At 74.4% G+C, this 24,121-nt stretch carries 15 protein-coding genes, 2 tRNA genes, 1 pseudogene and 1 riboswitch; of the genes and pseudogenes, 7 read left to right on the forward strand and 11 right to left on the reverse strand.

Features of this window, described 5'->3' with window-relative positions; genetic code table 11:
• Positions 1-381: 381 nt before the first annotated feature.
• On the reverse strand, positions 382-939 hold the full coding sequence (locus ACH4K1_RS28815) for a MarR family winged helix-turn-helix transcriptional regulator (RefSeq protein WP_073767701.1): 558 nt from the start codon (positions 937-939) through the stop codon (positions 382-384).
• 175 nt (positions 940-1,114) lie between these two features.
• Here ACH4K1_RS28815 and ACH4K1_RS28820 point away from each other — a divergent pair, with 175 nt between their 5' ends.
• Positions 1,115-2,437 carry an MFS transporter gene (locus tag ACH4K1_RS28820; RefSeq protein WP_398092579.1) on the forward strand — a complete coding sequence of 441 codons (1,323 nt, stop codon included), beginning with the start codon at positions 1,115-1,117 and terminating at the stop codon, positions 2,435-2,437.
• 29 nt (positions 2,438-2,466) lie between these two features.
• Here the strand turns inward: ACH4K1_RS28820 and ACH4K1_RS28825 are convergent, their stop codons facing one another.
• Both ACH4K1_RS28825 and ACH4K1_RS28830 read right to left on the reverse strand, forming a co-directional pair.
• Positions 2,467-4,134, reverse strand: coding sequence for a SpoIIE family protein phosphatase (locus ACH4K1_RS28825; RefSeq protein ID WP_398092504.1), 1,668 nt, complete (start codon positions 4,132-4,134; stop codon positions 2,467-2,469).
• A gap of 265 nt (positions 4,135-4,399) precedes the next feature.
• A complete protein-coding gene (locus tag ACH4K1_RS28830; protein ID WP_398092505.1) occupies positions 4,400-5,845 on the reverse strand; it encodes an NAD(P)/FAD-dependent oxidoreductase in 1,446 nt (481 codons plus the stop codon).
• A gap of 344 nt (positions 5,846-6,189) precedes the next feature.
• On the opposite strand from ACH4K1_RS28830, the gene ACH4K1_RS28835 reads away from it, so the two are divergent.
• The gene (locus ACH4K1_RS28835) at positions 6,190-7,068 is read left to right on the forward strand and encodes a TetR/AcrR family transcriptional regulator (protein WP_398092506.1); all 879 of its coding nucleotides are present in this window, start codon (positions 6,190-6,192) and stop codon (positions 7,066-7,068) included.
• Positions 7,069-7,617: 549 nt separating this feature from the next.
• Positions 7,618-9,609 (forward strand): sigma-70 family RNA polymerase sigma factor, encoded by a 1,992-nt coding sequence (locus tag ACH4K1_RS28840; RefSeq protein ID WP_398092507.1) that lies wholly within the window; start codon positions 7,618-7,620, stop codon positions 9,607-9,609.
• A gap of 148 nt (positions 9,610-9,757) precedes the next feature.
• Here ACH4K1_RS28840 and ACH4K1_RS28845 read toward each other — a convergent pair whose 3' ends face one another.
• Entirely contained in the window at positions 9,758-11,869 is a 2,112-nt protein-coding gene (locus ACH4K1_RS28845) for an asparagine synthase-related protein (RefSeq protein ID WP_398092508.1), read from the reverse strand.
• 856 nt (positions 11,870-12,725) lie between these two features.
• Here ACH4K1_RS28845 and ACH4K1_RS28850 point away from each other — a divergent pair.
• From ACH4K1_RS28850 to ACH4K1_RS28865, 4 genes are all read left to right on the forward strand, one after another.
• Positions 12,726-14,294: a sporulation protein gene (locus ACH4K1_RS28850; protein ID WP_398092509.1), complete on the forward strand. Its 1,569-nt coding sequence runs from the start codon at positions 12,726-12,728 to the stop codon at positions 14,292-14,294.
• 147 nt (positions 14,295-14,441) lie between these two features.
• Positions 14,442-15,698 carry an L-2-hydroxyglutarate oxidase gene (gene lhgO, locus ACH4K1_RS28855; RefSeq protein ID WP_398092510.1) on the forward strand — a complete coding sequence of 419 codons (1,257 nt, stop codon included), beginning with the start codon at positions 14,442-14,444 and terminating at the stop codon, positions 15,696-15,698.
• Positions 15,691-16,677, forward strand: coding sequence for a tRNA (guanosine(46)-N7)-methyltransferase TrmB (trmB, locus tag ACH4K1_RS28860; protein WP_398092511.1), 987 nt, complete (start codon positions 15,691-15,693; stop codon positions 16,675-16,677). The genes lhgO and trmB overlap by 8 nt, the downstream gene beginning before the upstream one ends.
• 157 nt (positions 16,678-16,834) lie before the next feature.
• On the forward strand, positions 16,835-18,364 hold the full coding sequence (locus ACH4K1_RS28865; protein WP_398092512.1) for a PrsW family intramembrane metalloprotease: 1,530 nt from the start codon (positions 16,835-16,837) through the stop codon (positions 18,362-18,364).
• Positions 18,365-18,390: 26 nt separating this feature from the next.
• Here the strand turns inward: ACH4K1_RS28865 and ACH4K1_RS28870 are convergent, their stop codons facing one another.
• The 7 genes and pseudogenes from ACH4K1_RS28870 to ACH4K1_RS28900 all read right to left on the reverse strand — a co-directional run.
• Entirely contained in the window at positions 18,391-19,338 is a 948-nt protein-coding gene (locus ACH4K1_RS28870; RefSeq protein ID WP_398092513.1) for an aldo/keto reductase, read from the reverse strand.
• Between the two features lie 268 nt (positions 19,339-19,606).
• Positions 19,607-20,635 carry a M23 family metallopeptidase gene (locus ACH4K1_RS28875; protein ID WP_398092514.1) on the reverse strand — a complete coding sequence of 343 codons (1,029 nt, stop codon included), beginning with the start codon at positions 20,633-20,635 and terminating at the stop codon, positions 19,607-19,609.
• 11 nt (positions 20,636-20,646) lie between these two features.
• A riboswitch (cyclic di-AMP (ydaO/yuaA leader) is annotated at positions 20,647-20,799 on the reverse strand.
• A gap of 248 nt (positions 20,800-21,047) precedes the next feature.
• The gene (locus ACH4K1_RS28880; RefSeq protein ID WP_398092580.1) at positions 21,048-22,259 is read right to left on the reverse strand and encodes a PP2C family protein-serine/threonine phosphatase; all 1,212 of its coding nucleotides are present in this window, start codon (positions 22,257-22,259) and stop codon (positions 21,048-21,050) included.
• A gap of 141 nt (positions 22,260-22,400) precedes the next feature.
• Positions 22,401-23,153: a MerR family transcriptional regulator gene (locus tag ACH4K1_RS28885; RefSeq protein ID WP_398092515.1), complete on the reverse strand. Its 753-nt coding sequence runs from the start codon at positions 23,151-23,153 to the stop codon at positions 22,401-22,403.
• Between the two features lie 118 nt (positions 23,154-23,271).
• Positions 23,272-23,345: transfer RNA gene (locus tag ACH4K1_RS28890), tRNA-Met, on the reverse strand.
• Between the two features lie 269 nt (positions 23,346-23,614).
• Positions 23,615-23,688 (reverse strand) — tRNA-Lys (locus ACH4K1_RS28895).
• Between the two features lie 207 nt (positions 23,689-23,895).
• Positions 23,896-24,121 (reverse strand): annotated as a pseudogene (locus ACH4K1_RS28900) (RNA helicase); the annotation flags it as partial.

Here is a 24,121-nt window from a genome sequence, read left to right on the forward strand (position 1 = left end):
GGTCTCCCGCTTCCGCGTTCTCCCTTTCCGGCGAGTCCGACTCTATCAGATCCTTTCGGGCCTGATTCCCAGTCAGCGGGATTTGTCTTCCCGGCTGTTGGGCCGTTCCGACGCTCAAACTCTAGCGGATTCTCCCGGCGGCTCATAATCGGGCCTTCGTCATGAATTCCGGCATGCCGAAATCATCCCGAGTGGGAGATCGTGCTGAAGTTTGGTTGCCGCGTTCGCGGCGGGATGGTCACCCCGGAACCGTTCCGGCTCCGTGACAACTCGGAGAACACTACGCAACCACCTGGGGGGTGTCAACCCTCCCCCGGCGGCCCCCACGCCGGTTCCGCGTCGGCTCCGCAACGGCTCGGCGGGGGCCTGCGGCGCCCGCCGTCATTCCAGGCCGGTGAGGCGGCCGCCGGCGTCCGGTTGGGCGTGCTCCACCCTGCGCAGCAGGCGGACCAGCAGTTCACCGAGGACGCCGCGTTCGTCGCCGGAGAGGTCCTGAAGGAGGTCCTCCTCGAAATCGGTCGCCATCCGCATCGCCTCGAGCCACTTCGTACGGCCCTCGTCGGTCAGCTCGACGATGACGCGGACGCGGTTGTTCTCGTCGCGGTCCCGGGTGACCAGGCCCTCGCCGGCCATCCGGTCGATGCGGTGGGTCATCGCGGCCGGGGTGAGGCCGAGACGCTTCGCCAGCTCGCCGGGGCCCAGGCGGTAGGGGGCGCCCGACAGGACCAGGGTCTTGAGGACCTCCCACTCGGCGTTGCTGATGCCGAGCGCCGCGACCTGCCTCCCGTACGCGACGTTCATCCGGCGGTTCAGCCGGCCCAGCGCGGAGACGACCTGCTCGACCTGGGGGTCGAGGTCGCGGAACTCCCGCTGGTACGCGGCGATCTGTTCGTCGAGGCTCGGCTCGCCGACGGCGGGCTCCTCGGTGCTCTCGGACATGGCGGGCAGTATGGCACGCCCCGTCCCCCTTGAAGTCCTTCATGATGAAGTTTTCACCTTCTAAGTTTAGTGCTAAACTCTTCGAGTCTGATTTCTTATGTGTCGGGCCCCGACGTCCGGCGATCCGGCGACCGGGGCCTTCGAGATCTTGAGGTAGGTGAGTGTGACCAGGGAGATGGGCGCAGCGCTGCGGCGAATCCAGCTGGGCAGCGCGTTGAGCGCGTTCGGGCTCGGGTTCACCGTTCCGTATCTGTACGTCTACGTGGCGCAGGTGCGGAATCTGGGCGCCGGGACGGCGGGAGTCGTCCTGGCCGTCTTCGCGATGGCGGCGCTGGCCGTTCTGCCGTTCACCGGGCGGGCCATCGACCGGCGGGGCCCGCTGCCCGTGCTGCTGGCGGCCTCCGGGCTGGCTTCCGTGGGCGCCGCCGCCCTGGGTTTCGCCGACAGCGTTCCGGCCGCCGTGCTCGCCGCCGCGGTCCTGGGCGCGGGTACCGCCGTCATGCAGCCGGCCCTCGCCACGATGCTCGTGTGGTGCTCCAGCGCCGCGACCCGTACGCGGGCCTTCGCCACGCAGTTCTTCCTGCAGAACCTGGGGCTCGGCCTCGGCGGCCTCGTCGGCGGGCAGCTGGTGGACGTGGACCGGCCGGCGAGCTTCACCCTGCTGTTCCTGATCGAGGCCGCGATGTTCGTGGTGCTCGGTGTCACCGTGACCACGGTGCGCATGCCCCGCCCGGCATCGCTCGGCGACGTGCGGCCCGCGGACCCCTCCGCCGGGAAGGGCGGCGGGGTGCGCGCGCTGCTCTCCCACCGGGCCATGGTGCAGCTGTGCGTGCTCGGGTTCGTGCTGTTCTTCGCCTGCTACGGCCAGTTCGAGTCCGGCCTGGCCGCGTACGGCACGGAGGCCGCCGGGATCGAGCCGTCCACCCTCGGCCTGGCGCTGGCCGCCAACACCGCGGTCATCGTCGCCGCGCAGTTCGTCGTGCTGCGGCTGGTGGAGCGGCGCCGCCGCAGCCGGGTCATCGCCGCGGTCGGCCTGATCTGGGCGTTCGCCTGGATCGTGGCGGGCTACGCGGGGCTGGGCCACGGCAGCCAGGCCATGGCGACGGCCGCGTTCATCTCGACGTACGCGCTGTTCGGACTGGGTGAGGCGATGCTGTCGCCGACCGTCGCCCCCCTGGTCGCCGATCTGGCGCCGGAGTCGATGGTCGGGCAGTACAACTCGGCGTTCGCCCTGTGCAAGCAGCTCGCGCTGGCGGTCGGTCCGGCCGTCGGCGGGCCCATGGGGGCGTCGCTGCACGGTCCGTACATCGTGACGTTCGTGCTGTTCTCGCTGGGCATCACGGTGCTCGCGCTGCGGTTGGGCCGCCGGCTCACCCCCGTACAGGACCAGCCGTCGGTGGCGGTCGTTCCGTCGCGGGTGGTGGCGGTCTCACTGCCCGAGGGCGGGGACGCCGCGGGAGGCGCTCCGTCTCCCGCCTCCGCCTCCGCCGGTCACTGACCGGGTCCGTGGGACGTTCGCCCTGCTGTTCACCGCGGCAGGGCGAACTCGCACCAGACCGCCTTGCCGCCGCCCGGGGTGCGCCTGCTGCCCCAGGAGGTGGCGATCGAGGCGATGATCGAGATGCCGCGTCCCGCCTCGTCCGCCGGTTCGGCCCGGCGGCGGCGCGGCAGGTGGTCGTCGCCGTCGGTGACCTCGATGATCAGTCGGCGGTCCGTACGCCTCAGCCCCAGCCGCATCGGCGGTGTGCCGTGCTGGAGGGAGTTGGCGACCAGCTCGCTGGTGGCGAGCACGCCCAGGTCGCGCAGTTCGACGGGGAAGCGCCAGGAGGCCAGGACCCCGGTGGCGAAGGCGCGGGCGCGCGGGGCGGCCTCGATGCCGCCGAGGAGGTCGAGCGCCGCGTTGTGGAACAGCTCCGCGTCCGCCCCCGTGCGGGCGGGGTGCTGGACGACCAGGACCGCCACGTCGTCGTCGTGCTCGGCGGTCACGCCGAGGGAGCGGATCAGCCGGTCGCAGACGACCTGCGGTGAGCCCTTGGCGCCGGAGAGGGCGCGGGCCAGGGCGGCGACGCCTTCGTCGATGTCCTCGCTGCGCCGTTCGACCAGGCCGTCCGTATAGAGGACGGCGGTGGAGCCGGGCGGCAGCGCGATCGTGCCGGAGGTGTGGACCCAGCCGCCGGTGCCGAGCGGGGGGCCGGTGGGGTCGGCGGCGCGGTGGACGGCGCCGTCCTCGTCGCTGACGAGGATCGGGAGGTGTCCGGCGGAGGCGTAGACGAGCTGTCCCTCGTTGGGGTCGTGGACCGCGTAGACGCAGGTCGCGATCTGGTTGGCGTCGATCTCGGCGGCGAGGACGTCCAGCAGCTGGATCACCTCGTGCGGCGGGAGGTCGAGGCGGGCGTAGGCGCGGACGGCGGTGCGGAGCTGTCCCATCACGGCGGCGGCCCGGACCCCGCGGCCCATCACGTCGCCGATGACGAGCGCGGTGCGGCCCGCGCCGAGGGTGATGACGTCGTACCAGTCGCCTCCGACCGCAGCGTCGGCGCCGCCGGGCTGGTAGGTGGCGGCGATGCGGAGGTCGTCGGGCTGTTCCAGCTCCTGCGGGAGCAGGGAGCGCTGGAGGGTGACGGCCGTCTCGCGGTGGCGGCGTTCGCTGGTGCGCAGCCGTTCGGCGGCCTCAGCGTGGTCGGTGACGTCGGTGGCGTAGACGAGGACGCCCTCCTCTCCGGCGACCGGGGTGCAGGTCACCGTGTAGGAGCCGCCCCCGGGGGTCCGGCGGGACTTGACGGTGCGGGCGGTGCCGCTGCGCCGGACCTGGTCGAGCAGGGGGAGCACGCTCAGCTGGGCGAGTTCCGGCATGGCCGCGCCGGCGGGGACGCCGGACGGACGGGGGCCGAAGGCGGCCTCGTAGGCGTCGTTGACGTAGGCGATCCGGTGGTCGGCGCCGTGCAGCAGGGCGACCGGGGCGGGGAGCCGCCCGAGGATCTCGCAGGCGGAGAGGTCGTCGAGGGCGGGGCCGGGGACGGTCTCCGACGGGTCGGGGCCGCCGGGGAGCGGGGAGGCGCCGCCCGGCGGGGCGGATGAGCCCTCCGGCCGGGCGGACTCGGCTCGGGCGGCCGGCACGGGACTGCGGTCGTCCCGTGCGGCGGCGGCTCGGCGCTGCGTTCCGGGAAGGCGGGCGCTCCAACGCGTGAAGTTCACGGTATTTCTGGCCTCGTGTGTCGGTCTGGCCCGCTCGGGCGGGCTGCTTCTTCGGCCGTTGTTCGGTGCACCGGGGGCCGGGCCCCCGGGAAGGCGCAGCCGGGCCTCGTCGTGCTGGGGGTGCGTCGCTGCTGGTCACTGTTGGTCACTGCCGACCGGGTCACTCTGTGCAGGTGTGGGCCCACCTATGGTCACACGTCCAGTGTGACCGACCGTACTGACAGTTGCCGTCCCGGCGCCTTGCCGACGGGCCGTCAGCAGCCCTTCAGCCGCCCGCCGGACGGTTCTCCGGCGGTTCTTCCCCGCCGTGCGGGCGGCCGGGTCGGGGCACCCTCGGGGCGGCGGGGCCGCCCGCCGCGAGTTCGAACTCGGCGCGGGGGTGTTCCAGCGAACCGAGCGAGACGATCTCGCGTTTGAAGAGTCCGGAAAGGGTCCATTCGGCAAGGACGCGCGCCTTCCGGTTGAACGTCGGCACCCGGCTGAGGTGGTACACGCGGTGCATCAGCCAGGCCGGGTAGCCCTTGAGCTTGCGGCCGTAGACGTGGGCGACGCCCTTGTGCAGGCCGAGGGAGGCGACGGACCCGGCGTACGCGTGCCGGTACTCCTCCAGGGGCCGGCCGTCGAGGGAGGAGAGGACGTTGTCGGCGAGGACCTTCGCCTGGCGCACCGCGTGCTGGGCGTTCGGGGCGGTTTCGCGTCCCGGTTCGGATGCCGTCAGATCGGGTACGGCCGCGGCGTCGCCGGCGGCCCAGGCGTGGGGCGTGCCCTCGACGCCGAGGGTGGCGGTGCAGCGGAGCCGTCCGCGGGGGGTGAGGGGCAGGCCGGTGGCGGCCAGCAGGGGGGCCGGTCTGACGCCCGCCGTCCAGACGAGGGTGCGGGTGGGGAAGCGGGAGCCGTCGCTGAGCACGGCGACGCGGTCCTCGCAGGTGGCGAGGCGGGTTTCGAGGCGTACGTCGATGTTGCGGCCGCGCAGTTCGCCGAGGGCGTACGCGCCCATGGCCTCGCCGACCTCGGGGAGGATGCGCCCGGACGCCTCGACGAGGATCCATTTCAGGTCGGTCGGCTTGATGTTGTGGTAGTACCGCGCGGTGTAGCGGGCCATGTCCTCCAGCTCGGCCAGCGCCTCCACCCCGGCGTATCCGCCGCCGACGAAGACGAAGGTCAGGGCGGCGTCGCGGAGCGCGGGGTCACGGGTGGCGGAGGCGATGTCCATCTGTTCGATGACGTGGTTGCGCAGCCCGATGGCCTCCTCGACGGTCTTGAAACCGACGCCGAATTCGGCCAGACCGGGGATGGGAAGGGTGCGCGAAACGGACCCGGGGGCGATGACGATCTCGTCGTACGCGATCTCCAGGGATCCGGTGCCGTCCTCCGCGGTGGCGAGGGTGGTGACGGTCGCGGTCCGTGCGGCGTGGTCCACGCTCCGGACCTCGCCGATGACGATCCGGCAGCCGTTCAGGACGCGGCGCAGCGGCACGACCACATGGCGCGGCGAGATCGATCCGGCGGCTGCCTCGGGGAGGAAAGGCTGGTAGGTCATGTACGGATCGGGCGTGACGACCACGATCTCGGCGTCGCCGCTTCTCAGCCGCTGCTTCACCTTCCGTTGGAGACGCAGCGCTGTGTACATCCCGACGTAGCCGCCGCCGACGACGAGAATGCGTACACCTGGCCGGGTGCCGGGGGCCGTCCCCCGGGAATCTGGAGCCATCACCACCCCATGACGCAACGGAGTCAGTGGTTTGTCCACAGGCCCGGCAAATTGTGTGACCGGAGCACTCTCCACCGCACCGGCAGGCCGCCTGCGGCGCGGCGGGGCAGCCGCGCAGGTCAGGCGGTGCGCAGGGGGCGGTCGGCGGGGCGATCTTCCTGCGGAGAAGGGGGCTTGGGCCGATCGGGGGCCGCCCCATGCGGAACTACCCCCTTCTGAATTGACGCGGGCTCAACTATGTTCGTTACCCGTCGGGGTGGCGGGTGCGGATTTCGTTGTGCTCCGCTCCCCGGCTGAAACGGCGGGAAGTCTCCGGGGGGAGACGTCATAACCGGGGGAAAGTTATGCACATTCAGGATATGCATGGCCAGGCTGCGCTCTCGCGCGCGTCCGACGACCAGGGACGCCTCGGCTCCGTGGGGGCGCTGGGGGTCATGAGCTCGGCCGATGCCGTTCGTTCCGCGGCCGCGGTGAGCGCCGCCGCGATGAGTTCGTCCGCTGCCGGACAGGCCCCGGCCGGGGTGGCGGGGGCGGTGGGCGCCCCGCGCTCGGCTCCGTTGCGCGTCGACGCGCAACGGAATCTGGAGCACGTGCTGCGTGCGGCACGCGAGGTGTTCGGAGAGCTGGGGTACGGCGCTCCGATGGAGGACGTGGCGCGCCGCGCGCGCGTCGGGGTGGGCACGGTCTACCGGCGGTTCCCGAGCAAGGACGTGCTGGTGCGCCGGATAGCCGAGGAGGAGACCTCCCGGCTGACCGAGCAGGCCCGTACCGCGCTGGGGCAGGAGGAGAAGCCCTGGGCGGCGCTCTCCCGCTTCCTGCGCACGTCGGTGGCGTCGGGCGCGGGCAGGCTGCTGCCTCCGCAGGTGCTGCGGGTCGGGGTTGACGGGGAGGAGCCGGGCGCGGTCGAGGAGACCCGTGTGCCGCAGCAGCGGCAGGGCGTGGGCCAGGACGACTTCCGGGGCGCCGGCCAGCGCTCCGGCGGGGTGGACGGGCTGGACGGGCTCGGCGAGGACACCGCCGCGGTCGAGCTGCTGGAGGTCGTGGGGCGGCTCGTGGAGCGGGCGCGGGAGTCCGGGGAGCTGCGCCGGGACGTGACGGTCGCCGATGTGCTGCTGGTCATCGCCACGGCGGCCCCCTCGCTGCCGGACGCCGCCCAGCAGGCCGCGGCCTCGGCCCGGTTGCTGGACATCCTGCTGGAGGGTCTGAGGTCACGCCCGGCGTGACGGCGGGGGCGGGGGCCGGGGCCGGCGGTTCTTCCGCCGCCGCCCCGCACCCGTCGCCTGCCGCCCGCTGGCGGTCGTCCGCCGCCGGCTGTCCGTCGCCCGCCGTCTGCCGCTCCCCGCTCCCCGCTCCCCGCTCCCCGCTCCCACAGCGTCGCCTGTCCGCTCTGGTCTTCTTTCGTCCCCGCTTCCTCCGCGTTCGTCCGTCTCCCCGGGAGTACCGGACGGGACGGCCGGGGCGGGGCCGCCGGGGCGGGGCGGCCGGTGACAGAGGGCCGGGTCGGGGCGACCGGGGCAAGGCAGCCGGAGCGGGGCGGGGCGGCCGGGGACAGAGGGCCGGGTCGGGGCGACCGGGGCAAGGCGGCCGGAGCGGGGCGGGGCGGCCGGTGACGGCTCGGCGAGGGCCCTTCCCCGAAAGAGTGACGACCTATACCCACCCCCAGGAAAAAGCCCCGGACGAGTGGTTGACAGGTCGGAAGGGCGAGCGGGATTGAGCCATGTGGCAGTCTTGGCCGGTATTCCGGTCCGAGGGTGCATACGGGGGCTTCCGCGATGAGCGGTGACGAGCAGCAGGAAGAGCCGCTCGACGAGAGCGTCGCGGCCGGCAGGGACACGAGAGCGGCCGGGCGACCCGCCGGGCACGTGCCGGTGCAGGCCGTACGCGGTCCGTCCGACGGCGAGCCCGAGGGCGGCACCGTCCTGCCCGGCCCGTGGCCGGCCGTCGCCGAGGACGACGCCCCCGGTGGGGCGGGCGTGGGCGCGCACGCGGTGCCGCAGCAGCGCGCCGGCCGCGGCGGGGCCCCCGAGTCCGGGCTGTCCGACGCCCGGCTGATCGAGGACATGCGGGCCGGCGACGACCAGGCGTACGAGGAGCTGTTCCGGCGGCATTCGGGCGCCGTCCTCCGCTACGCCCGCAGCTGCTGCCGGGACGGGCACACCGCCGACGACCTGACGGCCGAGGTGTTCGCCCGCACCCTCCAGGCCGTACGGGGTGGGAAGGGGCCCACGGAAGCGGTCCGCGCCTACCTGATGACCGCTGTCCGCCATGTCGCCGCCGCCTGGACGAAGAGCGCCAGGCGCGAGCACCTGGTCGACGACTTCGCGGTGTTCGCCGCACAGGCCGTCCGCTCCTCGGAGCTGTCCGACGACGACACCCTCGAACTCGGCGCCGACGTCCTGGCGATGCACGAGGCCGAGCAGACGATGGCGATGCAGGCGTTCCGGAGCCTCCCGGAGCGCTGGCAGGCGGTCCTGTGGCACACCACGGTGGAGGAGGAGTCGCCGAGCGAGATCGCCCCGCTGTTCGGCCTCACCGCCAACGCCACCGCCGTCCTGGCCGGCCGCGCCCGCGAAGGGCTCAAGCAGGCGTACCTCCAGGCCCACGTGGGCCGGGCGCTCACCACCGGCGGGGAGTGCGCGCAGTACGCCGACCGGCTCGGCGCGCACGCCCGGGGCGGGCTGCGCACCCGGGCCGAGCGCGGTCTGCGCAAGCATCTCGACGAGTGCGCCAAGTGCCGGGTGGTCGCGGGCGAGCTGGAGCAGGTGAACGCCGGGATTCCGGCGCTGCTGCCCGTCGCGGTCATCGGCTGGTTCGCCGCCGGGTACGCGCTCAAGGCGGCGGGCGTCGTCGTCGGGGGGACGGTCGGGGCGGCGGGTGCGGGCGCCGCAGCGGCGGCCACCGGGCCCGGGGCCTCCGCCGGAGCCGCCGGGGGTGCGGCGGCCTCCGAAGGGCTCGGCGCGCCCGCCAAGGCGGGGATCGCCGCCGCCGTGACCGTGGCCGCCGCGGCCGGGCTGGTGTGGGCGCTCGTCGGCGACGACCAGCCGAAACCGGAGCCCAGGCCGGTCGCGAAGCCGCCCGCCGTGGCGCCCGCGGACCCCACGCCGGAGCCCCCGCCGCCGTCTGCGGAGCCGACGCCCGAGCCGCCCGCCGCCCCGGCGCCGCCCGCCTCCCCGGCGCCCTCCCCGTCCGAGCCGGCCCCGGAGCCGACGCCGAGCCCCACGCCCTCCCCCGAGCCGCCTGCGGAGCCCACGCCGGCGCCGAGTCCGCCGCCGTCCCCCGCCCCGACGCCGACCCCGCCGCCGGAGCCCGCACCGCCGCCGCCCGCGCCGGAGGTCTACCAGGTCAGCGAGTTGCCGTACTCCGTCTTCGGCGACCGCAGCCGGCCGGAAGTGGTGATGGGGCAGAGCAGCTGGGTGTGGCAGCGTTCCAACGTGTCCATCGCCTCCACCCGTTACGCGCACGGGGTGACCGTGCACGCCCGCTCCTCGGTGACCATCCGGCTGAACCGTCCCTGCACCCGGTACGAGGCCGTGGTCGGGGTGGACGATCTCACGATGGGGCTCGGCGCGGTGCGCTTCTCCGTGTTCGACGGGGACGGCGCACGGCTGTGGGGCTCGCCGGTGATGCGGGGCGGCGATCCCGCGGTTCCGGTGAGCGTGGACATCGCCGGTCAGCCCTCGATCCGCCTGGTGGTGGAGCCTGAGGGAACGTTCGGCCAGGTGGCGCTCGCCGACTGGGCGGAGTCCCGGATCAGCTGCTCCTGAGCCGTACGCGCACCACGCGCCGTCGCGGTCGGCCCGGCCGGCCGCGCGGCCTCCGGTCGCGGTTCCCGGACGCGGTCCCTGGGCGCAGTTCCCGGGTGCGGTCCCTGGGCGCAGTTCCCGGAGGGGGCTCCCGGGCGGGGTGTTCCGGTCAGGGCTGGAGCGTGCGCCGGGCGGGGATCACGCCGCCCGCGACCGCACGCTGGCGGGGGGCGGCCGTACCGGTCCAGCAGGTGCCGCGACGGTTCAGGAGGCGGCGCAGCCACAGTTCGGTGGAGGCGAGGTCGGCCAGACCGTCCAGGGGCAGCGGTTCGCCCTCGGAGGCGGCACGCAGGGCCTTGCGGACCACCCGGGCCTCGACCAGGCCCGCGTCGGCCAGCAGCGGCGCGTCGAAGAGGGCCATCAGCTCGGGCAGGGCCATGCGCAGGCCGGTGCGGGTGACGGCGGTGGAGGTGGCCTGGGAGGGCGCGCCCCAGCCGGGCGGCAGGTCGTGGATGCCCGCCCCGCCGAGCACGCGGCGCAGGATCGCGGCCCGTGCGCCGGGCTGGACCCGGAGCGACTCGGGCAGCGCGCGGGCGGCCCGGACGACCTGGTTGTCGAGGAACGGGGCGTGCAGCCGCTGGCTGCGGATCTCCGCGGCCTGTTCCAGGATCCGGTGGTCGGCGGCCCCCCGGGCGAGGGCGGCGCGGGCGCGGGCCTCCCCCGGGCGCTGCACGGAGGTGGGCCGGATCGCCGCCTCCTGGAGGCGAACCGATACTTCGGCCAGCGCCTCTCCCGTGAGCCAGCGCGCCGCGGGCCCCGGGCGCGACCAGGCGAGGGCGGCGAGCGAGGCGTCGGCGGGGGTGTCGAGGTCGGGGGCGTGGCGGTTGGCGTCGGGGAGGAGCCCGGCGGCGGACTCCAGCCCGGTGCGGTACGACGTGCGGGCGAGGCGGCGGGCGGCGCGGTAGACCGTCAGCGGGACGAACAGGGAGTGCGCGGTGGGGCCTTCGGCCTTGGTGAGGGCGGCGACGGGGCGCAGGAGGTGGCGTCTGCGCCGGTCCATCAGGAGGTCGGCGAGGCGGGCCGGGTGGGCGTCCAGGACCTGCCGGGCCCCGTGCCCGACGAGGTGGTCGGCGCTGCCCGCGGAGAGCCGGCGGCGATGGCGTTCGGCGAGGACGAGGGAGGGGGCCGGTTCGTCGGTGAGCGGTCCGGTGCCCAGGGAGGCGTACGGCAGGGCCTCTTCGCCCGCGGCGACGACCACGTGGTGCAGGCGCGGGTTGGCGGCGATGGCGTGGGCCCGCTCCAGTTCCTCCTCGTCGCCGCGGGTGGTGAGGTCGTTGAAGGTGACGGCGAGCAGCCGCTCCCCCGCGCCGACGCCGTGGCCGAGGAGGGTGCCGGGCAGCCCGGGCAGCCCGGAGGCGAGGAGGGCGAGGGTGGCGGAGGCGCTCCCTCCGGAGAGGTCGGCGCCGATGCCCGCCACGGGGCCGCCCCGGGCGGCACGCCGGTCGGCCGGGCCCATGCCGGGGACGGGCCCCGGGTCCGGCGGGGCGGCCTCGGGCGCGTGGCGGGGGGCTGTGAGCCGGGCGCGCACGGCTTCGACGAGCGCGTCCCGTACGCCCTCCACGGCGTGCACCGGGTCGGCCTGGGGTGCGGCGACGGCGAGGGAGGCGACGGCCTCGTACCCGGTGATCTCCCGCGAGCCCTCGCGCAGGATGAGTGCGTGCCCCGGCGGAACCCGCTTCACCCCGACGTAGGGCGTGCCGTCGCCGAGCGCTTCGGGGGACTCGGGGCAGGCGAGCAGGGCGGCGAGGTGCCCGATGTCGAGCTGGGCCTCGATGAGGTCGGCGAGCGGCAGGGCGGCGGTGGCGAAGGCGGTGCCGCCCGCCCAGGGGGTATGGAAGACGGGCCGGGCCCCGGCCAGGTCGCCCGCGACGGTGATGCGGCGGCCGATCTGCACGACGGCGGTGTAACTGCCGGGCCAGGCGGTGAGATGGCGCATCGCACCGCCGCGCGCGGAGAGCAGTCCGACCCGCAGCTGTTCGTCGGTGGCGCCGCAGCAGCCGAGGACCGCGAGGCGGGCGGTGGGCGCTCCTTCGGGGGTCGCGACGCCGATGACGCGGATCTCGTCGGGCCGCCAGTCGCCGACCGCCCAGAGCGGGTCCGGGTCGCCCCAGAGCAGTTGGGAGCCCACGGGGTGGACCGTGCGCCCCTCTCCGCCGTTTCCGACGGCGCCGACGGTGCCGAAGCTCGCGGCGATACTGCTCCATCCCACCAACCAACGCATCGCCGCCTCCACGGGCTGTGGACAAACGGCGCACCAGATGAGCGAAAGCGCCGCTGCGGGACATGCTGCCACGACAATGCCGCAGGAGAGGGTGGACGGGCAGCGCACGCCGGAAGAGCATGCGCCCCTGGCAAAGGCACGCCGCGTTCTTCACCGCGGCGACATCAACGGAACCAGAGGTTCCGGTAGTTGCGGGGGGGGGGAGCCTACGGACCCGGTGTCGCACCGGCCCGCCCCCGGAAGGAGGAGAAGGGCCGACGCCGCCCGGCAACAGCGCCGATATCCGGCCATAGTCGGACCGTTGGCCAGACCCTCACCAGACCGTCGCTATTCGGCCATTCTCTCGAAGTGCCACCCCGCGCGCACACCGCGCCGCGCTCCCCCTGGCGGCCCCTCCACGCACAGTCCGGGAGGTGGGCCTCACCTCCCGGACCGGTCCGCCGCCCGCGGGGAATGGAGCGGCGGTTTCCCCCAGCCCACTGAGTCCAGTGCAGCGGGCCGACCCACGCAGGACACAGACAACCGGCCGGGTGGACGCCGGGCCAGAGCGCACGGCCGGGCGCACGGCCACACGCCGGGAGCACGGACCGCCCCGGCGTGCGGCCCCCGCGGAGGCGGCCCCGACCGCCCGCACGGACAACAATCCCGCCATCCGGACGTCCGCCCCTTAACGGTAGGGATAGGGAGAACTACGCTGTGTTTACCGGTGTTCTCGACAGGGGGGCATATTCCTCGGGGCTCAGCCACATGCGTGTGCAGGTGGAGTACGAGGGTTCGAACCTGGGGAGGCACCGGTACGAATGCCGCGCACCGCCCTCGGTGACGCGGCGGCCGTCTGTGTGTCGAGGGGTGGCGCATGTCCAGGGAGCAACGCGGGCCGAACGAGAAGCTCGGCACGGTTCTCGCCCTCGCGGGAATCAGCAACGCCGGGCTCGCCCGGCGGGTCAACGACCTCGGAGCACAGCGCGGTCTGACACTTCGCTACGACAAGACCTCGGTGGCCCGGTGGGTCGCCAAGGGGATGGTGCCGCAGGGTGCTGCGCCGCATCTCATCGCGGCGGCGATCGGGGCCAAGCTCGGCCGGCCGGTCCCGCTGCACGAGATCGGCCTCGCCGACGCGGACCCGGCCCCGGAGGTCGGGCTCGCGTTCCCCCGGGACGTGGGCGAGGCGGTCCGGTCGGCGACGGAGCTGTACCGGCTGGATCTGGCCGGGCGGCGGGGAGGCGGCGGCATCTGGCAGTCCCTGGCGGGATCGTTCTCGGTGAGCGCCTACGCGACGCCCGCCTCGCGCTGGCTGATAACCCCCGCCGATCCGTCGGTGGCCCGGGATCCGACGGCGGCGCAGGTATCGGCCCTCGGGGCGCGCGGCGGTGGGGGCGACGTCCCCGGCGCGGGGGTCCGCGGCTCCGGAGCCGTACCGGACGCCCGGGGCGGCCACCTCTTCCCCCCCTCCGCCGGCTCCGTCCCGGTCCAGCCCGGCCCGGAGGCGGTCGCGGACGCCTCGCCGCTGCGCGTCGGCCACAGCGATGTGACGAAGCTGCGCGAGGCCGCGCAGGACGCCCGGCGGTGGGACTCCAAGTACGGCGGCGGCGACTGGCGCTCCTCCATGGTCCCCGAGTGCTTACGCGTGGACGCCGCGCCGCTGCTCCTCGGTTCGTACACCGACGAGGTCGGGCGGGCCCTGTTCGGCGCGTCCGCCGAGCTGACCCGGCTGGCCGGGTGGATGGCCTTCGACACCGGCCAGCAGGAGGCCGCCCAGCGCTACTACATCCAGGCGCTGCGGCTGGCCCGGGCCGCCGCCGACGTCCCGCTCGGCGGCTACGTCCTGGCCTCGATGTCCCTCCAGGCGACCTACCGCGGCTTCGCCGACGAGGGCGTCGACCTCGCCCAGGCCGCCGTCGAGCGCAACCGCGGCCTCGCCACCGCCCGCACCATGAGCTTCTTCCGGCTGGTGGAGGCCCGCGCCCACGCGAAGGCGGGCGACGCACCGGCCGCGGGGGCCGCGCTCAAGGGCGCGGAGAGCTGGCTGGAGCGGTCCCGGGCGGGCGACTCCGACCCCCCCTGGCTCGGCTTCTACGGCTACGACCGGTTCGCCGCCGACGCCGCCGAGTGCTACCGGGACCTGAAGGCCCCCCGCCAGGTGCGGCGCTTCACCGAGCAGGCGCTGTCCCGGCCCACCGAGGAGTTCGTCCGCAGCCACGGACTGCGGCTCGTCGTCTCCGCCGTCGCCGAACTGGAGTCGGGCAACCTGGACGCGGCCTGCGCGGCGGGCACCCGGGCGGTCGAGGTCGCCGGGCGGATCTCCTCCGCCCGCACCACCGAGTACGTACGCGATCTGCTCCACCGACTGGAGCCGTACGGGGACGAGCCCCGCGTCGCGGAGCTGCGGGAACGGGCCCGCCCGCTGCTGGTCACCCAGGTCTGAGCGGGCCGGGGCGTACGAGCGGCCCCCGGACGCCCGGGGGCCGCCGCACGGCTCCCGGGCGGCAGGAGTGTGCGCCACGTCGTGCCCGGCCGGGGTTTGAGCCTGTTGTCAGTGGGTCAGTGCACTATCGGGGTGGGAGGTGGCGTGATGATGACGCACGCGGCGTACGACTGCGACGTGCTGGTGATCGGCGGCGGGATCGTCGGCCTGTCGACCGCCTATGCGCTGACCCGGTCCGCTCCGGGCGCCCGGGTGACGGTCCTGGAGAAGGAGAGCGGCCCCGCCCGCCACCAGACCGGCCGCAACAGCGGCGTGGTCCACAGCGGCATCTACTACCGCCCCGGCTCCCTCAAGGCGCGGTACGCGCTGCGCGGCTCCGCCGAGCTGGCGGAGTTCTGCGCCGAGCACGCCATCGCCCACGCCACCACCGGCAAGCTGATCGTCGCCACCGACCGTTCCGAGCTGCCCCGGCTGCACTCCCTGGTCCAGCGCGGCCGCGAACACGGGCTGCCCGTGCGGGAGCTGGGCCCCGCCCAGATCGCGGAGTACGAGCCGGAGGTGCGGGGACTGGCGGCGATCCGGGTCGGCACCACCGGCGTCTGCGACTTCACCGCCGTCGCCCACCGCTTCGCGTCCGAGGTCGGCGCCGGCGGTGGCATCGTGCGGTACGGCGCGGAGGTCACCGCGATCGACCGCCGCCCCTGGGGCGTGGCAGTGCGCACGGCGGACGGCCTGGTCGTGCGGGCCAGGGTGCTGGTCAACTGCGCGGGGCTGCACTGCGACCGGGTGGCCCGCCTCGCCGGGGACGACCCGGGGGTGCGGATCGTGCCGTTCCGGGGCGAGTACTACGCGCTGGACCGCCCCGAGCTGGTGCGCGGTCTGGTCTACCCGGTGCCGGACCCGGCGTTCCCCTTCCTCGGCGTCCACCTCACCCGGGGGTTCGACGGCTCGGTCCACGTCGGGCCGAACGCGGTCCCCGCCCTGGCCCGCGAGGGCTATGCCTGGCCGCGGGTCCGCCCCGCCGAACTGCTGTCCACGCTGAGCTGGCCGGGCAGCTGGCGGATCGCCCGCCGGCACTGGCGGTACGGGGCGGGCGAGGTGCACCGTTCGCTGTCCCGGTCCGCCTTCACCCGGGCCGTCCAACGGCTGCTGCCCGCCGTCACCGAGGACGACCTGCGCCCGTCGGCCGCCGGGGTGCGGGCCCAGGCGGTGGCGAAGGACGGCACACTGGTCGACGACTTCCTCATCCGCGAGGCCCCGCACACCGTGCACGTGCTCAACGCCCCGTCGCCCGCCGCGACGGCGTGCCTGCCCATCGGACGGGAGGTCGCGCGGCTCGCGCTGCGCCGGGCTCAGGGGGCGGGGTGGAGGCCGCCCGCCGTAGAATCCGGTCATTGTGTCTGAGCAGCCCCTGAACCCCAGCCCCGCCGGAGCCCCCGACGACGCCGCGGCCGACGCGGGGCCCGCGGCCCCCGAGCCGACCGCTCCCGAGCCGACTGCCCCCGAGCCGACCGGCCCCGTCCGGACCGGCTCCACGGCGACCGACGCGCTCACCGACGCTCCGGCCGCAGACGCCGCGTCCGCGGCGCAGGCCGACATGAGCGCCGAGGAGGCCGCCGCTCTGCGCGCCGCCTCCTTCGAACGCGCGCGCCGGCTGCGGCAGGAGCCCCGCTTCCCCGGCGGCCCCGCGGCCGACCCGGCGGGATCGCACCACGAGCGCCGCATCCGCAGCTTCCAGCCGCGCCGCAGCCGGGTCACCACCGGCCAGCAGGAGTCCCTGGAACGGCTGTGGCCGAAGTGGGGGCTGGACATCGACGGCAAGCGCGTCCTGGACCTGGCCGAGCTGTTCGGCGGGCTGCCGGTGGTCCTGGAGATCGGCTTCGGCATGGGGGAGGCCACCGCGCAGATGGCGGCCGACGATCCGGGCACCGGCATCCTCGCGGTCGACGTCCACACCCCCGGCCAGGGCAATCTCCTCGGCCTCGCGGACAGGGCGGGTTCGACGAACGTACGGGTGGCCAACGGCGACGCGATCATCCTGCTGCGCGAGATGCTGGCCCCCGAGTCGCTTGACGGCCTGCGGGTCTACTTCCCCGACCCGTGGCCCAAGGCCCGCCACCACAAGCGGCGGCTCATCCAGCCCGAGTTCCTCGACCTGGTGGCACCGGTGCTGAAGCCCGGCGCGATCGTCCACTGCGCCACCGACTGGGAGCCGTACGCGGAGCAGATGCTGGAGGTGCTCACCGCGCACCCCCGCTTCGAGAACACCGCGGCCGACGGCGGATACGCCCCCCGCCCCGCCTTCCGGCCGCTCACCCGCTTCGAGGGGCAGGGGCTGGACAAGGGGCACATCGTCCACGACCTGCTGTTCGCCCGCGTCTGACCCACCGCTTTCCCGGCCGGTGGCCTCCCGGCCCCGCACAACGGCCGTTCGCGGTCCCGCACAAGGGCCGTTCGCGGTCCGCTCGGGGCGGCGTACGGGCCCGTCCCGGCCGGATGCGCCGTCGCCGGGTGTCGGTGCACCTCGTTAGGGTCGAGAGGTGTCCGACCCTTCCGTGCGGTATCAGCAGGCGCGGCCCGCCGTCCCGGTCCTCCACGAGCAGCGGCTCGACGAGGTTCTGGGCGCCGCGCCGGAGCATGGCCGACAGCGCTACCGGCCGCACCGCGTCGGCATGGTGTGGCGCAGCAAGGTCTTCCGCGCCGGGGCCGTGCTCGCGGCGCTCCTGCTGTGCGGCCTGGTGATCCTGGCCCTCGTCCGCGAGCAGACCGGCCCGGAGGGGTTCCTGGTCGGCCTCGGCCTCGCGGTGCTGCCCGTTCCGCTGCTGATGGCGGCGTTCCGCTGGCTGGACCGGGTGGAGCCGGGGCCCTGGCGGAACCTGCTGTTCTCCTTCGCCTGGGGCGCGTGCGCCGCCGCACTCGTCGCGATCATCGCCAACTCCTTCGCGACGCGCTGGATCGCCACCGCGACGGCCGACCCGGCGAGCGCGGACACCCTGGGGGCGACGGTGGTCGCCCCCGTGGTCGAGGAGAGCGCGAAGGCGGCGGCCGTACTGCTGATCTTCCTGTTCCGCAGGCGGGAGTTCAGCGGGGTGGTGGACGGCGTCGTCGTCGCCGGCTTCACCGCGACGGGCTTCGCGTTCACGGAGAACATCCTCTACCTGGGCAACGCCTTCGGCGAGGACCAGCAGCTCGGCGGCTCCGGGTTCGCCTCGGTGACGGCGGGGACGTTCTTCGTACGGATCGTGATGTCGCCGTTCGCGCACCCGCTGTTCACCGTCCTCACCGGCCTCGGTTTCGGCTTCGCGGCCGTCGGCGACCGCCGCCGCCGGGCCCGCCGGATCGCCCTGCCCCTGGGGGGCCTGGCCCTGGCGATGGGGCTGCACGCCCTGTGGAACGGCTCGTCGTCCTTCGGCCCGTACGGCTTCTACGCGGTGTACGGCATCGTCATGGTCCCCGCCTTCGCCCTGGTGACCTGGCTGGCGGTCTGGTCCCGCCAGCGGGAGCTGCGTACGCTCGCCGCCGAGCTGCCCGCCTACGTGGCGGCCGGCTGGCTCACCCCCGCCGAACCGTCGGCGCTCTCCTCCATGCGGGCCCGGGGCGTCGCCCGCGACCTGGCCCGCCACTGGCAGCGGGACCGGGCCCGAGGCCGGGCGGCGGCCCGCGCGGTCGCGGAGTACGAGTCGTTCGCTACCTCGCTGGCGGGACTGCGCCGCCGGGCCCGCCACGGCGCGGTGGGCCCGGACTTCGGTGCGCGGGAGCGGGAGTTGCTGCACCACCTCTGGCAGCGCCGGGAGGTCGCGGCCCCGGCTCTCGCCCACGCGGCCCGCCTCACCTCCCGCCCGGGGGCCCACCGCGGCCTCCCGCCGACGCCGTACGGCAACGGGTACGGGTACGGGTACGGCAACGCTCCCTGGAGTCCGGCCGGTCACGGACAGCCGCGTAGCCTGGCGCCGGCGTACGGACAGCCGCCCGCCCAGCCGTACGCACCGCCGTACGGCCACGGATACGGGGGCCCGCCCCCGCCCCACGGCCACGCCCCCGCCCCGCACACCCACCGCCGCCCGCAGTAGGGCCGGCGGGGCGGACTCCGCCCCCGTCAGGCAGACGCCCGGGTGAGCAGCGCGATCTCCTCCTCCGTCAGGTGGAGGCCGGCGACCGCGACGAGGGCGGAGAGCTGTTCGACCGTGCGGGCGGAGGCGATCGGGGCGGCGACGGTCGGCTGCGCGGCGAGCCAGGCGAGGGCGACGGTGGCGATCTCGACGCCCCGCTCCCCGGCGACCCGGTCGAGGGCCGCCAGGACCTCGCGGCCGCGCTCGGACTCCAGGTGTCCGCCCGCCCTCGCGGACCGGGCGCTCTCGACGGTGGCTCCGGGCCGGTACTTGCCGGTGAGGAAGCCCGAGGCGAGCCCGTAGTACGGGACGGCGGCGAGGCCGGCCGCCGCCGCGGTGTCCTGGAGCTCCCCCTCGTAGGTGTCGCGGGAGACCAGGTTGTAGTGCGGCTGGAGGGCGACGTACCGGGCGAGGCCCTCGCGCTCGGAGAAGTCGAGGGAGGCCCGCAGCCGCTCGGAGCTGATGTTGGAGGCGGCGATGTGGCGCACCTTGCCGTCCTTCACCAGCTGGTCGAGGGTGGTGACGATCTCCTCGACGGGGACGGTCTCGTCGTCGAAGTGCGTGTAGAAGAGGTCGATGCGGTCGGTACGGAGCCGGCTCAGCGAGGCGTCGACCGCGCCCTTGATCGCACCGGCGGACAGGCCCCGGTGGTCGGGGTGGGCGCCGGCCTTGGTGGCGACGACGACGTCGGACCGGTTGGAGCGGGAGGCGAGCCAGTTGCCGATGACGGTCTCCGACTCCCCGCCCCGGTTGCCCTCGGCCCAGGCGGAGTACACGTCGGCGGTGTCGATGAAGTTGCCGCCGGCCGCCACGTAGGCGTCCAGGACGGCGAAGGACTGCTCCTCGTCCGCCGTCCAGCCGAAGACGTTGCCGCCGAGGGCGAGCGGGAAGACCTGGAGGTCGGAGGTGCCGAGGGGAGTGCGCGCAGAAGTCATATGAGGGCCCAACAGAACGGTCCGGAGCCGGTATTCCGCCGTGTCCGCCGTTGGTGGGCGGGCCCGCCCACGCGGGCCGTCCGCCCCGGACCCGTCCGCGCGGGCCCCGTCCGCCCCCCGGCCCCGTCCGCGCGGGCCCGTCCGTCCCCCGGACAGACCGGCAGCCCTGACGTCGGGGGGTGTGCGTCAGGGCTGCCGGGGTTTCGGGGAGGGCCGGCCGAGGAAGGGCGCCGGCCCGGGGCCGGCGAGGCGGTCGGCCCCCGGGGGCTCAGACCCGCAGGCCCTTGCTGTTCAGCCAGGCCATCGGGTTCATCGCGGCCCCGCCGGCGGTCCGGACCTCCAGGTGGAGGTGGACACCGGTCACGTTGCCGGTCCCGCCCATGCGGCCGATGGTCTGCCCGGTGGTGACCTTCTGGCCGACCGAGACCTCGATCGAGGACTGGTGCGCGTACCAGATCTCCGTGCCGTCCTCGAGCTGGAGCACCGTGCGGTAGCCGTACGCGCCCGCGTTGCCGGCGGAGATGATCGTGCCGCTGTGCACGGCCTTCAGGGGCGTACCGGCAGCCCCGGCGAAGTCGAGGCCGGTGTGCTGGCCGGAGGACCACATGGCTCCGGACTGGCCGTAGGTCGAGGTGATCGTGTACGAGGAGGTGGGCAGGGAGTAGCTGGCGGCGAGCTTGGCGAGCCGCTCCTCCTCCGCCTTCTTCTTCGCCGCTTCCTCCGCGGCCTTCTTCTCCGCGGCGGCCTTCTTCTCCGCCTCGTCCTGCTGCTCCTCGGCCTCCGCCGCCGCCTTCTCGGCCGCGGCCTTCTCCGCCGCGGCCCTGGCCTCGGCGTCCGCGTTGGCCTGCTGCTGCTCGGCCTGCTGGAGGATCCGGGCCCGCAGGGCCTCGCCCGCGTCGGTGCCGCTCTCCGCCTCGGCGGCGGTGAGCCCGGCGGTGGTGAGCGGCGCGGCGGCGACCGGGTCGCTGTTGTCGTCGTCCGCCATGAACGCCCCTACGCCGGGAAGGGACTTGGCGTCAGGGAGATTGTCCGCGATGGAATCGGGAAGAGAGATGGAGACCGGGGCCTTGTCCTGAGCGGTGGCGATGCCACCCGCTCCGACGGCCGCCATGACGCCGACCCCGAGGACGGTGGAGCTACGGGCCAGACCTCGCTGCTTGGCCACGCGGTGCCTGCCGCGCACGGGGCGGAGGGTGTCCTCGGTGGGGTTCCACTCGCCCGGGGACCGCTCCGCACCGCCGTAGACGTCTGCGGTGAAGGGTGACACGGCCTCAGGGGCAGGCTTGTTGGACGCCACGTGGGCGCACTCCTTTCCTTCCTTCTCGCCTACCGGGTTAGCTGACGGGTTCGGAGCAGGAAGGTCTCCTACGGGCCCCTCCGCCTCTCACGAGGCGCAGGCGTCCGATTCACCCCATGTAGGTGGTTCCCCGGTTCCCTTGCGGAATTCGGCGCTCGCGCGCGGCGCCGCCCTGACGACGGCTGTGACGACCGCACTGCGTTATCGAACGTTAATAGACACCCGGGTCCGATTCCAAGCCGTTCCTGTTGATCATTAACGAACAGGCCGGGGACGTACGGGCCACAAGCGGGTCGAACCGGGCGACTTGACCGCGGCTCAGCCACATTCCTTTTCCTGATGGTGCGTCAACCGTTATGCGGAGCGGTGTTCTTCGGTCACACACCGTGGTAAAGCCCCGCGCGCTGCCGCGCTACCCCTCGCCCCGGCCCACGATCGGCACCGTCGTCCGGCGTACCGGCTGCCCCTCCGCCGGCCGTCCCACGGCGATCAGCGCCATGTCGTCCGTGGCCCGCCCGCCCGTGTGCAGCCGTACGTCGTCGGTGAGCGCCGACAGCAGCTCCTCGGGCCCCGGGAAGATGCGTCCGCGCAGCCGGGCCTCCGGATCGTAGAAGACCCCGTCGGCGTTCCTGGCCTCGGACAGGCCGTCCGTGAAGGCGAGGAGCGTCGCCCCGGGCGGCATCGCCCACTCGTCGGCCCGGTCCGGCCACACCCCCAGGTTCATCCCCAGCGGCAGCGCGGGCGTCGAGGGCGCCAGCACCTCCAGGGTGCCGTCCCCGTGCAGCAGGATCGGCTCGGGGTGGCCCCGGTTGACGAGGCGGAGCGAGGCCGCGCCGGGCGGGATCTCGGCCAGGACGGCGGTGATGAACCCCTCCATGGCGTCCAGCCCGTACCGCCGCGTCCCCTCGCGCGCGAGCGCCCGCTCCAGCCGCTGCGCGACGCCCTCCAAGGAGCGCTCCTGCTCGGCCGCCTCCCGGAACGACCCGATGATCACCGCCACCGCCTCGACGGCGCCCAGCCCCTTGCCGCGCACGTCCCCCACCACCACGCGGACGCCGTAGGGGGTGTCGGCGACGGCGTACAGGTCGCCGCCCACGAACTCGTCCGCCTGCGCCGCCTCGTACCGCGCGGCCACCTGGAGCCCGCCGATCCGCTCGGCCGGGGTCGGCAGCACAGCCCGCATGGCGGTCTCCGCGATGACCCGGGCCGAGGCCAGCTGCTCGTTGCCGCGCCGCACCACCCCGTTGATGACCAGGGCCAGCACCGACGCGGTGAGCACGGTGAGCATCTCGATGATCGGCACCGCCTGGGTGGGGAACCCGTCGGAGAACCTCATCACGACGACGGAGCCGAGCGCCGCGATGCCCGTGCGGACGGTCCGGGACAGCGAGAAGAACGGGGCGGCGATCAGCGGGGCCGCGACGAACAGCGGGACGGCGGTGAAGTTGGCCGGGGTCAGCGAGTCGAAGACCAGCCCCCCGACGATCAGCAGCGCCGGCAGCATCCGGACGAACCGCCGGGAGACCCGGGTGCCGGGCGTCCCGGCGTCGTCCGGCGACCCGAACACCGCACGGGCCACCGCGCCGACGCCCCCCGACGCGCCCCGACGCCGCTCCTTGGCCATCCCCACCTGTGCACTCCTGCCCGGTCCATCCACGGCTGCGGACGGTGCCGCACCCCGTCCAGGCTTCCCGGAACCGCGCCGAGCGGCGACTCCTCATCGGCCGAACAGGGGGAATGCGGGCGGCGGCTCGGCCGCCCGTGGTCAGTCGGAGAGCCGGTGTTCCGCGTAGACCGTCAGCGCGTCCCGTACGAAGGCGGCGGTGCCGTCCCCGTAGCGATCGTAGTTCTTTCCGAACCGGGAATCGGCGACATACATCTCCCCGAGCCCCTTCACGTACGACCGGCCGGGCTCCTCGGCCGACGAGGACGCCAGCCACGCGCAGTGCCGGCGCGCGATCTCCTGGGCCTCCGGACCGTCGGCGGCGAACCCGGCCTCGCGGGCCCGGCCCCAGTCCCGGGCGATGGCCTCGTGCTCGTCCTGGAACGCCTTCTTCCCCGCCGCCCCGAGCGAACGCCACCAGCGGTCGCCCTCCGCGTACGCGTCCCGGCCCCAGCGCTCGGTGACCTCCTGCTCGTGGACCGTGTGGTCGAACCCGTCGAACACTTCGTCAGCCATGAGTTCCGTCCCCTCCAGCGTCTTGTGGAGAGTGGTCCGCACCGAGGCGATCTGCCGCCCGATGCGCGCCTGCTCCTGTTCGAGCAGTCGCAGATGCGCCCGCAGCGCCACCGCCGTGTCCCGCTGCCCCGCCAGTACGTCCTTGATGGCGGGCAGCGAAAGCCCCAGCTCCCGCAGGAGCAGGATGCGCTGCAGCCGGACGAGGGCGTCCTGGTCGTAGTAGCGGTAGCCGTTGCTCCCGACCCGGCTCGGGGCGAGGAGCCCGAGCTCCCCGTAGTGCCGGAGCGTGCGGCTCGTGGTGCCGGCCCGGCGCGCGATTTCCTGAATGGACCACTCCATGCCGGAAACGCTAGATCTTTACGCTACGTCAAGGTCAAGCGCCGCCCGTCCGGCACGGCCCGGCCCGGAAACGACTCGGGCCCGGCACGCTGTCTGCGTGCCGGGCCCGGGCCTTCAGTAGCGGGGACAGGATTTGAACCTGCGACCTCTGGGTTATGAGCCCAGCGAGCTACCGAGCTGCTCCACCCCGCGTCGGTAAACACAACTGTACGGCATGCGCAGAGCCCGTTCGACCAGGTTTCCGGGGGCGGCCCGCGTATCCCCCCATGAGGGACCGTCCCTGCGGCCTGCCACGGCCGGCGGTCTGAGCGACTGCCTGACGGGGGAACTCAGGGGGCAGGGGCGTCGTTGCAGCGCCCTCACTCGTCCTCAGGGGGAGGAAGGGGCCGGCAGAAGGGCAGATGCGCGGGGAAAAGGCGTCGCCCCCAGCTCGATCGCACTCTGAGCCGGGGGCGGAGGGGTAGGCCGTGTGGGACTCGAACCCACAACCAACGGATTAAAAGTCCGCTGCTCTGACCAATTGAGCTAACGGCCCCTGTGACGTCACCCCCCGAGCATAGCCCGCCCCGCCCCGGCAGCCGATCCGGTATCGGACTTGGGCCCGTCGCGCCCCTGCCCGGGGGCCGGTGCGAGGGGGTGGGACGGCAACAGGGCCCGTACGGCACCGAGTCGGTTCGGTGGCGTACGGGCCCTGCCGGTCTGTCAGGCGGACCTGCTCGGCCGAAGGGCGGCCGGGCGGAGGTCAGCCGTTGCGCTTCCAGCGCGGCTTGTCGTCGCGGCGGCCGAAGGAGCCGGTGTTCGTGCCGGTGTTGGCGCCGCGGTGGTCGTCACGACGGCCGGTCGGGCGGTCGCTGCCGCCGGAGCGGAAGCCACCGGCGGGACGGTCGTCACGACGGTCACGGTTGAACGGGCGGTCGCTGCCGCCGGAGCGGAAGCCGCCGGAGGGGCGGTCGTCGCGACGGTCGCGG

Source organism: Streptomyces sp. NPDC017448, assembly GCF_044330565.1.
Lineage (GTDB): Bacteria > Actinomycetota > Actinomycetes > Streptomycetales > Streptomycetaceae > Streptomyces.

What these genes read in the sequence shown, in the direction of transcription:
- ACH4K1_RS28815 (WP_073767701.1), bottom strand. Translation starts at nt 939, where the DNA reads ATGTCCGAGAGCACCGAGGAGCCCGCCGTCGGCGAGCCGAGCCTCGAC.
- ACH4K1_RS28820 (WP_398092579.1), top strand. Translation starts at nt 1,115, where the DNA reads ATGGGCGCAGCGCTGCGGCGAATCCAGCTGGGCAGCGCGTTGAGCGCG.
- ACH4K1_RS28830 (WP_398092505.1), bottom strand. Translation starts at nt 5,845, where the DNA reads ATGGCTCCAGATTCCCGGGGGACGGCCCCCGGCACCCGGCCAGGTGTA.
- ACH4K1_RS28835 (WP_398092506.1), top strand. Translation starts at nt 6,190, where the DNA reads ATGCACATTCAGGATATGCATGGCCAGGCTGCGCTCTCGCGCGCGTCC.
- ACH4K1_RS28840 (WP_398092507.1), top strand. Translation starts at nt 7,618, where the DNA reads ATGAGCGGTGACGAGCAGCAGGAAGAGCCGCTCGACGAGAGCGTCGCG.
- ACH4K1_RS28845 (WP_398092508.1), bottom strand. Translation starts at nt 11,869, where the DNA reads ATGCGTTGGTTGGTGGGATGGAGCAGTATCGCCGCGAGCTTCGGCACC.
- ACH4K1_RS28850 (WP_398092509.1), top strand. Translation starts at nt 12,726, where the DNA reads ATGTCCAGGGAGCAACGCGGGCCGAACGAGAAGCTCGGCACGGTTCTC.
- lhgO (WP_398092510.1), top strand. Translation starts at nt 14,442, where the DNA reads ATGATGACGCACGCGGCGTACGACTGCGACGTGCTGGTGATCGGCGGC.
- ACH4K1_RS28870 (WP_398092513.1), bottom strand. Translation starts at nt 19,338, where the DNA reads ATGACTTCTGCGCGCACTCCCCTCGGCACCTCCGACCTCCAGGTCTTC.
- ACH4K1_RS28880 (WP_398092580.1), bottom strand. Translation starts at nt 22,259, where the DNA reads ATGGCCAAGGAGCGGCGTCGGGGCGCGTCGGGGGGCGTCGGCGCGGTG.
- ACH4K1_RS28885 (WP_398092515.1), bottom strand. Translation starts at nt 23,153, where the DNA reads ATGGAGTGGTCCATTCAGGAAATCGCGCGCCGGGCCGGCACCACGAGC.